Genomic DNA, 14,105 nt, shown 5'->3' with positions numbered 1-14,105 from the left:
CATGTCTCCGGCAGAAAAATACCAATTGGAAGTTCTCCACGAGGATAATCATACACTTGTAGTCAATAAAAAAGCTTCCGATCTTGTTCAGGGAGATAAAACAGGAGACGAACCGCTTCCCGAACGAGTTAAAGCGTATCTGAAAGAAAAGTATAATAAACCCGGAAATGTTTTTTGCGGGGTTGTTCACCGTCTGGACCGTCCAACGAGCGGAGCATTGGTATTTGCACGTACAAGTAAAGCTTTGGAGCGACTGAATGCACAATTCAGGGAAAAAGAAACGGGAAAAATTTATTGGGCGGTTGTTGAGCAGATGCCTCCGAAAGATACAGATCGGCTTGTCAACTGGTTGGCAAAGAATGAGCAACAAAACAAATCATATGTAGTCAGGGAGGGCGCCCACAATGCTAAAAAGGCAATCCTGAATTACACACATGTAGCTTCTTCGGATAAATACCATTTACTGGAAATCGAGCTTGAAACGGGGCGACATCATCAGATTCGTTGTCAATTAGCGAATATTGGCTGTATTATCAAAGGGGATTTGAAATATGGAGCGAAGCGAAGTAATCCGGATGGATCAATTCATCTGCACGCACGCACACTACGGTTTACCCACCCTACAACCGGGGATGAAATTGTTGTAACCGCTCCTGTACCGAAAGATAATTTGTGGCAGCATTTTGAAAAATTATTTCCTGCAGATGCCCGCTGATTTTCACTTTGTTTTATTTTGATTTATCTGATTTATTTTCTATCTTAATCGGTAAAAACCTCCTTTTATGACTGAAAATGAATTATCCTATGCTATTCGAGGGTGTATCTTTAATGTATATAACAATTTAGGTCCCGGGCTTTTAGAGTCGTCGTATGAAACAGCTTTAATCTATGAACTTTCCAAAATCGGGTTGAAACATTCACGACAAGTCGGGCTGCCGATGTGGTATGAATCTGTGAAGATGGATATTGGCTACAGACTTGATATTTTGGTTGAAAACAAGATTATTATCGAATTGAAATCTGTTGAATATATCCTGGATGTTCATCACAAACAATTGATTACTTATTTGAAGTTGTCGAATCTCCGGTTGGGATTACTGGTGAATTTTAATTCTGACAACATCGCTAAATCAATTTTCAGGAAGGTGAATAATTTGTAGATAGTGATGTGTCGTTTCCCGCTGATGAACGCTGATTTTTTTGTGTGATCGTGAGTGCATGGTTAGAAGTGCTTTTGATGGATATTGCATACACTCTATCGCTCTGTTGTTTTCTATGGATATATGTGCAGGATGAGTGGATCAGGAAGGGAATCATTTGTAAATAGTGGCGTATTGTTTCCCGCAGATGTTCGCTGATTTTGCATCGCTGATGAACGCTGATTTTTTTGTGTGATCGAGAGTGCATGGTTAGAAGTAGCTCTGAATATATAGCTCTATGACTTGCTCTGCGCAAATCTGCGAAAGAAGTCTGCGTGTATCTGCGGGACAAAATCATCCTCTTCCCATAACCTCCCAAACCGTTTTATTGAGGTATATTCTCCGAATAATTTGAATCCACCTGTTGAGCAAACTATAAAAATTCTATTTTTGGTATAACAATTGAAATAAAGCTATTCTGTCACCAATTCCGATTAACACCAATGCGCTTTGTAGTTTATTTAATCATCTTGTCGGTTACTTTATCAACACAATCCCTTTTCGCTATGGACAAAATCATCAGCTGGCAATTTACCAATCCGAAAAATAATGAAACGGTTATGCTTGGTTCAAAAGGCAGTATCCAGGAAGCATTGATTCAAAACGGTTACCTTCCCGATCCGCACGTAGGGATGAATGAACAGTTATTCGGCTGGATTGAAGAGTATGAATGGGAATTAACAAGTGACTTTTCAATCACCGAAGAAGAACTTACTACCCGTATCATTGATCTCGAATTTCCATCGGTTGACACGTACGCAAAAATCTATCTGAACGGAGAATTGATCTTAACGTGTGACAATGCGTTTCTTCCCTACCGAATGAATATCAACAAGCTGGCAAAAGCAGGAAAGAATGAATTGCGCGCCGTGTTTACTCCTCCGGTGATGTATCACAAAGATACATATGAAAAAGCCGCATATAAATTACCCGCTCCAAACGACCCGGATAAAATCGCCATTGCTCCCTACACCCGTAAACCGCAATATCAATTTGGCTGGGACTGGACGTTTCGAATGAATACAATCGGATTCAACAAAGAAGTGAAAATTACGACGTACAAGGAAAATAAAATTCTTCAAAGTGCTGTTCAAACACTTTCCGTTCAGGATTCAATTGCAACAATTTCCATTTCAATTTTGTTGTCCAATGAAGTAAAAAACGGATTGCATTGGAAAAGCAGGTTGTTTGGTGATGTCAACTGGAAAAAGGAAGGGGAATGGATTAAAGCGATTATTCAGGTAAAGAATCCTGTTCTCTGGTGGCCAGTTAATTATGGGGAACCATTTTTATACGACGACGAATGGCTACTCTATGATCAAAGCGGAGAAACGATTGATCACATCAATAAACAATTTGGAATTCGAACCGCTCAATTGATACAGGAAAAAGATGCTTTTGGAACATCGTATGAAATCGCAGTAAACGGAAAAGTCATTTTCTGTAAAGGAGGTGATTACATTCCTCAGGAAGTGTTTCCTGCACGTGTTACAGATGCCTCTGTTCGTTTTGTAATTGAGCAAATGGCGCGTGCCAATTTCAACATGGTGCGTGTTTGGGGAGGCGGGTATTATCCGGACGATGTTTTTTTTGAGGAGTGTGATAAAAAAGGAATCATGGTTTGGCAGGATTTCATGTTTGCCTGTGCCATGTATCCCGGAACGAGTGAATTTCTCTCCAATGTAAAACGTGAATTTGACTATCACATTCCCCGTATGACCAGTCACCCTTCGGTTGTTCTTCTCAACGGAAACAATGAAGTGGAAGTTGCCTGGAGAAATTGGGGTTTCCAGTTGAAATACGGTTTGATCGGGAAGTCTGTAAAGGAAATTGAACAGGCGTATGACGATCTGTTTAAAAAATTAATTCCCGAACGTATTTCTGAATTTTCTACCGTTCCGTACATTCACACGAGTCCTCTGAGTAATTGGGGCAAATCAGACTATTACAATCACGGCTCACAACATTACTGGGGAGTATGGCATGGAAAAGACCCGATTGAAGATTTCGGAACAAAAATAGGTCGTTTTAATGCTGAATACGGTTTTCAGAGTTTCCCGGAATACTCTACATTGAGTTCCGTGATCGAAAAAAAAGATTGGAACCTGGAATCGGAAGTCATGAAACTGCGGCAGAAAAGCTACGTCGGGAACGGGATGATAAAAAAGCATGCCGACATTTTGTTTGGAAAAGCAGCTGATTTTGAAACGTTTATTTATTATTCACAGTTAACCCAGGCAAAAGCTGTCAGTATGGCTATTTCCGGTCATCGCGCCGATTGGCCACGTTGTTCAGGGACACTTTACTGGCAGGTCAATGACTGCTGGCCGGCTCCTACCTGGTCGAGTATGGATTATTATGGCAATTGGAAGGCATTGCATTACGAAGCAAAAAAGGATTATGAAAACATCGCTGTGCTGGCAGTTGAACGCGCCTTAAACCGAAAAGAATTTTATCTGGTAAGTGACTGGACGCAACCTTATCACACGGATGTACGCTTTGATTTTTATGACTTATCCGGAAAATGGTTGGCGCAGTATTCATTTTTTGTTGATGTAGAACCCCAAACTGTTGTTTCACTACCTGTTTTTTCATTGATGGAACAACCACTGAACGATTACATTGTAACAGCTACCTGGAAAGATCGGAACGGAACGGAGTTGCACCGAACATTTCACAACGCAACAACGAACCGCTTCTCCCCTGTTCCGTCCCAACCGGAAATCGATTTACTGACAGATGCCAACGGCCAACAAAAACTGGTACTCACGACTGATAAACCACTGATTAATTGTTGGATTTATTCTGAATCAAAACCATTTCATTTGAATAAAAACTTTGAAACGTTACTTCCGGGGCGACATGAATTTGAAGTGCAACGTGGCGGTACGTTCAGTAAAGAAGAGATTCGCGTACGGTTTGTAAACCAGTAAAACGGATGGAGCGACTGAGTTAAATTTTATTTTCTCACACAGGCACTATTTAAATGCGAAAATACTTCCAACTATATTTTATTCTTTTTGAGAAAAGGAATAAACCGCGGAACATTGGCAATGTAGTTGTTGTATTCGGGATATTTTCCGGCAGAAATTCCTTCAGAAAAATCAGAGCTTCCTTTAAACAGGATGATCAGTAATACACATCCGGCAACAGACCAGTTAATCCATTCTCCGGTTGCGGTTACACTGAACAAATAGAATACAACCCAGATACTTTGCTCTGACAAGTAATTCGGATGTCTGGAATAAGCCCAGAGACCTGTTGAAATAAATCCCTTTCCGTATTCTTCCATTGGCAGGTTGTGCTCGATTCGTTTCCGTTTTTCCGTTTGAAAAATGTGTTGCTGCTGATCTGCTATAAACTCGATGACCACAAAACCGATAAACACTATTGCCAACAGGTAATCAGCCCAGTATAACGGCACCGCATTTTCTGAAAGACTGGTTAAAATAGGTAATGTAAACAGAAAAATAAGTGTCCCCTGGTAAGCAGAAATAAAAAACAGGTTGAAAAGCATCCACACAAACCGATTGCTGAATCCCGGTTTTTTACGTAGAATATCCCATCGGTAATCTTCTTCTCCCGCCCAGATTGGCCACTTATACCCTCCCTTTCGGGCAAAGTTGAAGGTTAAGCGTGCCCCCCAGATAGTAACCAGAATCGACATGAGAATCATGCGTTCATTCCACCCCCCGAGGTATGTCATTCCCCAGGTGTATACGATTGGAATAACACTCCACAATTTATCAATCTGGGAGTTGTTATTTGTGATTTCACCTACCACAAAACAGTAAATAATCATTCCCGCTGCCACAGAACCCATTGTATATAAAATGTCCGTTTGTTCGGCAGTTAAGGGCGTTCCGAAGTAAAAACTCACAAGTGGAACAACCACCACTGTGAAAATCAATAAAAGAATTGTCAACAACATCGTATAAATTGTAAATAGTTAAGATTTTAAAGATAACAAAAACGTATTTCTGAGTGCCCGGAAATAACAATATAAATTTACCCTGTATTGCTTTGAAGTGTAAGCAACACAAAAAAGCCCCTACATTTCTGCAAGGGCTTGCAACCTAAGTACCGTTTCTTTCTTCGGTTTTTCTTTTCAGTTAATAGTTGTTTGCAGGTTATTTCCAGCCTCCTCCCAATGCTCTGTAGATACTGATTTTTGAATTCAGCTGATTCAATTTTATTTCAATCAATTCCATTTTTGATTGCAGTGCTTCACGCTGTGTAAGCAAAACTTCCATGTAATCAGCGCGTGCAGAAAGGAACAAATTGTTCGAGATGGTCACGGATTGATTCAACAATTCCACTTCTTTGCTTTTTGTTGTCAGACTTTTTGTCGTGTTATCAATGTCAGCCAATTCGTTCACAACTTCTGTATATGCATTCAAAATCGTCTGTTCGTATTTATAAACTGACTGTAACTGTTTTGCACTCGCACTCCCATAAGCTGCTTTAATCGCATTCCTGTTGACCAACGGGGCGATTAAATCCCCGACAAGGTTATACAAAATTGATTGCGGATTGAACCAAACGGAAGGATTAATTGCCTGAAAACCTATATTCGCATTCAAACTCAGGGTCGGGTAAAAATTGGCACGTGCTGCTTTTACATCCAGTTTCGCTGCCACCAACTCCTGTTCTGCCTGCCGGATGTCGGGGCGATTTGCCAATAATTGTCCCGGAACGCCAATGAAGATAGAATCCAGCTGCATGGTATTGAATGAAGCCGTGTTGCGTTCTACCCGTTGCGGAAACCTCCCTACCAAAAAATTAATTCTGTTTTCGGTCACAACAATTTGTTGCCGGATGTCGTATTGCAGATTCTGGGTATTCAGTAATTGTGCTTCAAACCGGTTAACCGCCAATTGAGAAACCCGTGCAGCATCTTTTTGTTGTTTCACAACATCGAGGGCATTGGTTTGAATTTGAATGTTCTGATTGATAATATCCAACTGATTATCCAGTGCAATTAGCTCATAGTACGATTGTGCCAATTCTGACACGAGGTTTGTCACCATGAAATTCCTTCCTTCAATACTTGCCAGGTACCGTGAAACAGCAGCCGTTTTGGAATTACGTAGCTTTTTCCAGATATCCAATTCCCATGAGAAATAACCACCTACCATGAAATCTCCCAATGGCTCCGGATTTTCTTTTCCGGGCTGAATCTCCAGGTGTTTTTCTACGGCTCCGTCCCGTGTATATTCACCGGGTTTGTCCAGTCCGGCTCCCAATTTTAATCCGGCCGTGGGAAGGTACTCCCCTTTCTTGGCTTTTGCTTCATTTTTGGTAATTGCCAGCTCCTGTGAAACAATGTTTAATTCCTGGTTATTGACCAATGCAGAATCAATCAGGCTTACCAGATAGGGGTCGGAAAAGATGGTTTTCCACTTGATGTCTGCTGTATTTGTGCTATCCGTGGAAGTTGTTCCGTTGAATTGGGCGGGAACCGTTTTGTTTTCATCCCGGACAATAATTTTCGAACTTTTACACCCGGCACCGGTAAACAGCAATACAACTATAATGACACTGAAACTTACTCTATTTCTCATTTTTACGAATAATTTGTTTGATCAATTTCTTTAATCTCTGGATCATTTGCTTGTCTGATTTCTCTCTTACCAAATCCTCACTCAACGGACTGATATCCTGATCTTTGATCAGTTTTCTTCCTTCCGCCAGTTTACCGAAAATGTAGTACAATCCCGGAACAACAACGACTCCGAACAAGGTACCGAATAACATACCTCCAAGCGCGGATGCCCCGATGGTATGGTTTCCGACAGATCCTGGTCCTGATGCGATTACCAGTGGAATCAACCCGGCGATAAAGGCAAACGAAGTCATTAAAATCGGTCGGAAACGCATTTTTGCACCTTCTATCGCCGCTTCAAAGACCGTGGCTCCGGCATGGTGCTTCATGACGGCATACTCCACAATCAGGACGGCATTTTTACCGAGCAACCCAACGAGCATAATCAACCCGATCTGTGCATAGATATCGTTTGCCAATCCCATTCCTTTCAGCAACAAGAACGAACCAAATACTCCGACAGGAAGTGACAACAAGACAACCAACGGAATAATGAAACTTTCATATTGAGCTGAAAGAACCAGGTATACGAATAAAATCACAACTCCGAAAATGACCACTGCTTCATTTCCACGTGCCGCTTCATCATAGGAGAGCCCCTCCCAGGCAATGTCATACCCGTGCGGCAGCGTTTCTTTTGCTACTTCCTGGATGGCACCGATGGCATCCCCTGTTGTGTATCCCGGAGCCGGAATACCGCGAATGGAAGAAGAAGTGTACAGGTTGAAACGGGTAATCTCATTCGGTCCCTGTGTTTTCTTCATTTGCATGAATGCTGAATACGGCACCATTTCATCCCGGTTGTTTTTAATGTACAGGTTCAGAATGTCAGACGGCATCTTACGGTATTCGGGATCTGCCTGTGTATATACTTTGTAGAACGTATTAAAGCGTACGAACCCCTGTTCATAGGTACTACCGATCAGGATGTCGAGGTTTTCCATTGCTTTACCGATTGAAACACCTTTCTGCATCGCCTGACTATTGTCAATAACCAATTCATACTGCGGATAGTTTGCCGCGTAAAATGTGAATAAACCGGTTAATTCTTTGCGTTTTCTCAACGCGGTCATGAATTCGGTGTTGACCTTGTCGAATTCCTGGTAATCGGTGCTGCTTCCTTTGTCCAGTAAACGCAATGAAAATCCGTCTGATGAACCATATCCCGGTACTGCCGGCGGTTCAAAAAACTCAATAACAGCCCCCAAATCTTTGGTTTTCTTTTCCAGGTCTTCAATAACACCGTGAACATTGTTTTTACGATCCGACCAGTCTTTCAGGTTAATGATACACGTTCCGGCATTTGAGCCGCGACCTTCAGTCAAAATCTCGTAACCTGCCAGGGAGCTGACAGACTGAACGCCTTCCACTCCTTCCGCTATTTTTTGTAATTTGCGCGCAACATCGTTGGTTCGTTCCAGTGTACTTCCCGGAGGTGTCTGAATGATTGCATAAATCATCCCCTGGTCTTCGTTCGGAATAAAACCGGAGGGTAATTTTTTGTTGACAAATACAATTCCCAGCGCAAATGCAGCTAAAATTCCCCAGGTTACCACTTTTCGATTGACAATCAAACGTAACAGTGAAGTGTACCTTCCCGTCAGCTTATCAAATCTGCGGTTAAACCAGTCAATAAATCTGCTGATTGGTGTTTTGCGTTTCGGTTTACCGTGGTTGTTTTTCAGGATCATTGCACAGAGTACAGGTGTCAGTGTAAGTGCCACAACTCCTGAGAGCACAATGGAACTTGCCATGGTAATGGAAAACTGACGATAGAAAACTCCTACCGGACCAGGCATGAATGCAACCGGAACGAATACAGCCGTCATGATCAGGGTGATTGCGATGATGGCACCGCTGATCTCACCCAACACTTCTTTCACCGCATTGTATGGAGATAAGTGTTTTTCTTCCATTTTCGCGTGGACGGCTTCCACCACCACAATGGCGTCATCGACGACAATACCGATGGCAAGAACGAGTGCAAACAGGGTGATCAGGTTGATGGTCAAACCAAAAAATTGCATGAACACAAATGCTCCGATCAATGAAACCGGTACGGCCAGTGTCGGAATCAGTGTTGAACGCAAATCACCGAGGAATACGTATACAACCAATGCAACCAATACAAATGCCTCTACCAATGTGTGTAATACTTTATCAATCGATGCATCAACGAATTTGGATACGTCATAGTTGATCTCGTAGGTTGTTCCCGGAGGGAAATCTTTTTTCAGTTCCTCCAGTTTTTCCTTCACACCTTCGATTACTTTGCTCGCATTACTTCCGATGTTTTGTTTCAACATAATGGAAGCTGACGGATATCCGTCTTTATTGGAATAGATGTCAAAGAATTCACTTCCGAGTTCCACATCAGCAATATCGCTCAGTTTCAGAATTTCTCCTTCCGGATTTGCACGGATAATGATGTCTTTGTATTCTTCCGGCTTGTTGTAGCGTCCTTTGTATGTCAATACATATTCAAGTGACTGCGGTGTTTTTCCGGAACTTTGTCCCAAACGCCCCGGGCGTCCGATAACACTTTGTTCCGACAGCGCTTCCAGTACTTCATCCGATGAAACGTTGTAAGCCCGCATTCTGTCGGGTTTCAGCCAGATTCGCATTGCATACTGGCGGCTACCGAGAATTTGTGCACGCCCCATTCCTTTGATCCGTTGTAATTCCGGCAGAATGTGTACGTTTGCATAGTTGTACAGGAATTTTTCATCGGCATGTTTATCTGTACTATACAAGTTGACGTACATCAACATACTCGGCTGAATCGGTGTAATGATCACCCCTTCCCGTTGTACGAGTGGCGGCAGGTTGTTCATGATCTGGTCGACTCTGGTTTTGATGTTAACAACCGCATCGTTCGGATCTGTCCCCGGTTCGAAGACAACCTGTACGGTTGCCTCCCCGGCACTGGTTGCATCTGAAATAATGTACTGCATTCCCTGTACACCGTTGATGGCACGTTCGAGTGGAATCAGTGTGGAATTGACCAATACATCGGCACTTGCTCCCGGGTATGCGATAAATATATTTACGCGGGGTGGTGCGATTTCAGGAAATTGAGATACAGGTCGTGTGTAAATTGCCAGGAATCCCAGAAAGATAATCGATAAGGATAAAGAAATGGCAAGAACAGGTCGTTGAATGAATTTACTAAACATTGTTCCAAATTTTTATGATGATTACTCAGCAAACAAAGAATGCAAGTCCGACAACTCTTTTTCCATGCTCTTCATCTTGTAGTGAATTTTATCATTGTCTTTCACTTTTCTCAAGCCTTCGAGGAGAATTTTATCGTTTTTGGTGACGCCTTTATTGACGACATACAAATGTGGTAATTCAGCTCCGACTTCGATTTCACGGGCATGTACGACGTTGTTTTTGTCAACGATATATACATATTTTTTATCCAGGATTTCGAATGTTGCTTTTTGCGGAATAATGACGGCATTTTTGAGCGCCATCGGCATGAGGATATTTCCTGTTTCACCGTGTCTTAAGATTCCCTGCGGGTTAGAAAAGGTAGCACGAAAAGCAATATTCCCTGTTTCATTATTGAAATCAGCTTCAATTGTTTCAATTTTCCCTTCCTGGTTGAACAATTGATTATTGGCCATTTGCAATTGCACTTTCGGCAGATTCATATTATCCGGATTTGCCATACGAATGGTCAGGTACTCTGCTTCCGACACATTAAAATAGACCCACATATCCGCATTATCGGAAAGTGTTGTCAGCAATTCTCCTTCGTCCAGCAAACTTCCCAAACGCACATTGAATCGTCCCATGTATCCGTCAAACGGCGCACGTATTTCTGTGAATCCAAGATGTGTTTTCGCAAGATCAAGGATGGCTTTTGCCTTGTCCAGTTTTGCTTTGGAAAGCGCCAGTTCGCTTGGAGAAACAATATTGCTATCCGCCAGGTTTTTAGTTGTCTGGTATTCGATTTCCGTATAATCCTTCTCAGCCTTTGCACTTTGTACTTCAGCCTTGTAAATGGAAGGAAGAATCTGGAACATCAGTTGGCCCTTTTTCACAAACTGCCCTTCATCCACATAGATGTTTTGCAGGTATCCCCGCTCCAACGCCCGTAATTCAATGTGTTGCGTAGAACGGATTTGACAGACATAGTTCTGGTAGATCAGTGTGTCTTTCTGCATCGGAGTTGTTACGACAAAATTAGTGGATTCGTGCTCGGAGTGATGTTCATTTTTGCATCCATAACTAAGCACTGTGAGTAATAGTACCGCAGCAATTGATTTTTTTTTCATCTGTTTTGAATTTTTGTGATTAATTCTCGTCAAGCAATTACTGTGCGTTGTAAAAATAGGCAATTACTTTGTTTACAATTAAATATACCCATTTCACTTTTTTGAATCACTGGCAAAATACCATTCATCTGGATTGAATGATCAAAAAACGCTTGACAATTAATAAATTTAGTTAACCATTGAAAGAAATCGTTTTCCGGTTCGTTGGAGGAAAAGGAATTGTAATTGCTGATAGATTGCCGGATTACATGATACAACACCTGTTCTCAATCGAAACTAAAATGGAAACGAACGACTTAGATTGGCAGAACGCCTCTAAGTACTGATTTGATCAAATCCGGATCTGCCTGTTTTGAATCCAGAGCGGAACCGAGTTTAATAAAGGCCGGTAATAAAAGAATGCTTTGTTTTGTTCTTCGAAGCCTTGAATTATTACAAAAACAACAGACGGGAATGCCGGGATAATGTAGTCGAATAATCCGTCTCCTTCAGTCGGGTCTTTTATGAGGTTAAACATTCCGTTATCTACCTGGTCGGTATCTTCGGTAATGATCTGCCCTTGCTTTTTCTGATCGTGTGAGTCGTCAACCGTCTGAACAATTACATCTACGTCCATCGCGTTCACCACAATGTTGCTGCTGATGAGCAAAACTGTGAACACACAGAGTAAATTGGCAAGATGTAATTTCAGTTTCAACATATTCCGGAAACAAAGTTCTACAGAAAAATAATCACAGGGTTGTTTGGGGAGTGGTTTAACAAAAAAATAACAAGTGGGATATTATTGAATGTTTAAGATCGGTGTTTCGGCATCTCCATCTGTAAAATAATTTGCTCTTCTGAGATGTGTTTTGGTTTCCCTGCTTCATATAACAAGTGATGGATGGAGCAGGCGATCTATACAACATACATTGTCATTGAACGAATAACTAAAGGGTCACATTCAGGGTATGATTTATGTTTTTTATCCGGGAAGTTACTTTTTGACAATTCGGCGTACGGTTCGAAACTGTGTCTGATCGGTTATCTCAAGTAAATAAACCCCGCTTGCCTGCTGAAGTTCAATCTCGACCTGTTTCCCCGGGTTTAATTCCTGTGTACTCAGCAATTGTCCATTGATATTTCTCAATTGGAAATACAACTTGTCGTAATTTTCTTCGCAGATCACAGTAATATTTCCATCGGTTGGATTGGGATACAGTGTTATCCTGTCATGAAGTTCATTTGAAGTTAACCCCAATTGCGAATCCTGGCTCAATTTGGTTACAAACAGGTTGTAACCGGAAACCGGTCCTGTGAGGTTGAAAATGGAAGTCGAAGGATCAAAATCTGCTGTTTGACTGAAATATCCGGCTACATATAAGGCATTATCCTGATCAATGATTACATCACAGGCCCAAACCTGATCGGTTCCACTCAGCAAGCCTGCCCAGACGAAGTTTCCGGATGAATCGAGTTTGCGGATATATGCATCTGAATTTCCTCCGGAAAGTTGAAAAACACCTTGTCCGGGATCAAAATCATTGGTCCCGAAACACGAACCGATAGTGTACACGTTTCCACTGGCATCTAATGTAATGGATTGGGCATCATTACCTCCCAATTCCTTTTCCCATAACAATTGACCGGATGTATCCAGTTTCTTGATCCGGGGCATGTATCCCGGGGGTGTTGATCCACCAGTATATACTTCTCCCTGGTCATTCACGGCTAATGCATTGCCCTCACCTGGTCCCATTGCTTTTGCCCAGCTAAAATTTCCATTCGCATCCAATTTGCTTAAGTAGCTTTCGGTATTATTCGGAACCGATGGCGTCAAATAAAAAACAGCCATTCCCGGGTCAAAATCGACAGTCCCTCCTATTGTCCCGGTGGTATAAACCTCTCCGATTGCATTGACAGCGATGTCATACCCCACTCCTCCAAAATGAGGTTGATTTCCTTGAAATTGTTTGGCCCAAACCAACTCCCCGTCTGTCGTCAACTTGCAGACAAAAATATCGGTAGAATTTACCTGGGAAGTCAACATAAAAGTATCTGACGGATCCGGATCAAAGTCGATTGTTCCATCAAAATAACCGGTTAAATACTGATTACCTACTTCATCTACCGCAATTGCAGTAGCATGAGCCGGGGTAGGAAAAAAGAAATGAAATTTTCCGCCGATTTGTTTGGCCCAGACAAAACTTCCCTCACTATCCAATTTCAGAATATAGATATCCCGATCCATTCCCTGGGAAGTCATCCAAAAAGTTGCTGTTCCGGGATCAAAATCCACCGATCCGAGGAATGAGCCTGTCAGATACAAGTTGCCAAAAGAATCGATTCCCATTGTACTTGTTTCATCTATAAAAGCGCTGTCGCCAAATTGTTTGGCCCAAATAAAATTTCCGTTGGAGTCAAACTTTGAGATAAAGGCATCTCTTTCATCAACAGCAGTCATTTGAAAGATTCCAGGCCCCGGATCCAGATCAACAGTTCCTTCGAAACTACCAAACAAGTAGACTTGGTTTAATCCATCCGTTTGAACCACATTTACCCGATCCCATCCGGAGTTTCCCGCTTGTTTAGCCCACTGGAAAGTTTGCCCGAAAGAAAAGGAGGTCAGGAGCAGACAAACTATAGTCGACTCAATAAAAAAACGATTAGAAATTAGTGACATGTATTCATATTTTTTAAGCGTGTTTGCACTGGTCAATGCTACGTTAACGATTTCATTTTCTAAAATACGTAATCCCGTTATTGTACTACTTACAAAAGTACCCATTCATACAGGGCAAAGTCATTCTTTTTCCAGTTAGTCGTCTATTACAGGTATCGCATCTTAAATTGTTGAAATATAATACTTTTTGGCAAACGAGCAACAAATCACCTAGATTTTGTAAAACTGAATGAAATCGGTATGTGAGGAAGATTTAGACTTGTCCTCTCCCTTACTCCCTCTCCAAAGAGGGAAACCTTAATCATTCTTCGAACCAAGATTCAATTCTCTTCTCTCACTCTCCGCTCTCGCGC

The 14,105-nt window shown here is 41.8% G+C and carries 9 protein-coding genes; 3 read left to right on the top strand and 6 right to left on the bottom strand.

Going from position 1 to position 14,105, the window contains the following annotated elements:
- Nucleotide 1 precedes the first annotated feature (1 nt).
- The 3 genes from H9Y05_RS11405 (at nucleotide 2) to H9Y05_RS11395 (ending at nucleotide 4,132) form a co-directional block, all read left to right on the top strand.
- On the top strand, nucleotides 2-715 hold the full coding sequence (locus H9Y05_RS11405) for an RluA family pseudouridine synthase (RefSeq protein WP_216714359.1): 714 nt from the start codon (nucleotides 2-4) through the stop codon (nucleotides 713-715).
- Between the two features lie 67 nt (nucleotides 716-782).
- Nucleotides 783-1,160 carry a GxxExxY protein gene (locus tag H9Y05_RS11400; RefSeq protein WP_216714358.1) on the top strand — a complete coding sequence of 126 codons (378 nt, stop codon included), beginning with the start codon at nucleotides 783-785 and terminating at the stop codon, nucleotides 1,158-1,160.
- Nucleotides 1,161-1,705: 545 nt separating this feature from the next.
- The gene (locus H9Y05_RS11395; RefSeq protein WP_216714357.1) at nucleotides 1,706-4,132 is read left to right on the top strand and encodes a glycoside hydrolase family 2 protein; all 2,427 of its coding nucleotides are present in this window, start codon (nucleotides 1,706-1,708) and stop codon (nucleotides 4,130-4,132) included.
- A gap of 71 nt (nucleotides 4,133-4,203) precedes the next feature.
- On the opposite strand, the gene H9Y05_RS11390 is transcribed toward H9Y05_RS11395, so the two are convergent.
- The 6 genes from H9Y05_RS11390 to H9Y05_RS11365 all read right to left on the bottom strand — a co-directional run bounded on the left by H9Y05_RS11390 (nucleotide 4,204) and on the right by H9Y05_RS11365 (nucleotide 13,752).
- Complete coding sequence (locus H9Y05_RS11390) at nucleotides 4,204-5,130, bottom strand: DUF1295 domain-containing protein (protein WP_163491268.1); 927 nt, start codon at nucleotides 5,128-5,130, stop codon at nucleotides 4,204-4,206.
- Nucleotides 5,131-5,329: 199 nt separating this feature from the next.
- Complete coding sequence (locus H9Y05_RS11385; RefSeq protein ID WP_163491266.1) at nucleotides 5,330-6,763, bottom strand: TolC family protein; 1,434 nt, start codon at nucleotides 6,761-6,763, stop codon at nucleotides 5,330-5,332.
- Nucleotides 6,753-9,980 carry an efflux RND transporter permease subunit gene (locus H9Y05_RS11380; RefSeq protein WP_163491264.1) on the bottom strand — a complete coding sequence of 1,076 codons (3,228 nt, stop codon included), beginning with the start codon at nucleotides 9,978-9,980 and terminating at the stop codon, nucleotides 6,753-6,755. Before H9Y05_RS11380 ends, H9Y05_RS11385 begins: the two co-directional genes overlap by 11 nt.
- A 21-nt stretch (nucleotides 9,981-10,001) precedes the next feature.
- A complete protein-coding gene (locus tag H9Y05_RS11375; protein ID WP_163491262.1) occupies nucleotides 10,002-11,090 on the bottom strand; it encodes an efflux RND transporter periplasmic adaptor subunit in 1,089 nt (362 codons plus the stop codon).
- Between the two features lie 331 nt (nucleotides 11,091-11,421).
- The gene (locus H9Y05_RS11370; RefSeq protein ID WP_216714356.1) at nucleotides 11,422-11,790 is read right to left on the bottom strand and encodes a hypothetical protein; all 369 of its coding nucleotides are present in this window, start codon (nucleotides 11,788-11,790) and stop codon (nucleotides 11,422-11,424) included.
- A gap of 276 nt (nucleotides 11,791-12,066) precedes the next feature.
- Nucleotides 12,067-13,752, bottom strand: a complete 1,686-nt coding sequence (locus H9Y05_RS11365) for a T9SS type A sorting domain-containing protein (protein WP_216714355.1) — start codon at nucleotides 13,750-13,752, stop codon at nucleotides 12,067-12,069.
- Nucleotides 13,753-14,105: the final 353 nt, after the last annotated feature.

The sequence above is a fragment of the Taishania pollutisoli genome (assembly GCF_014518315.1).
GTDB classification, from domain to species: domain Bacteria; phylum Bacteroidota; class Bacteroidia; order Flavobacteriales_D; family Crocinitomicaceae; genus Taishania; species Taishania pollutisoli.
Note: the sequence above shows the minus strand (reverse complement) of the source record. Positions and strands in the feature narration are given on the sequence as shown.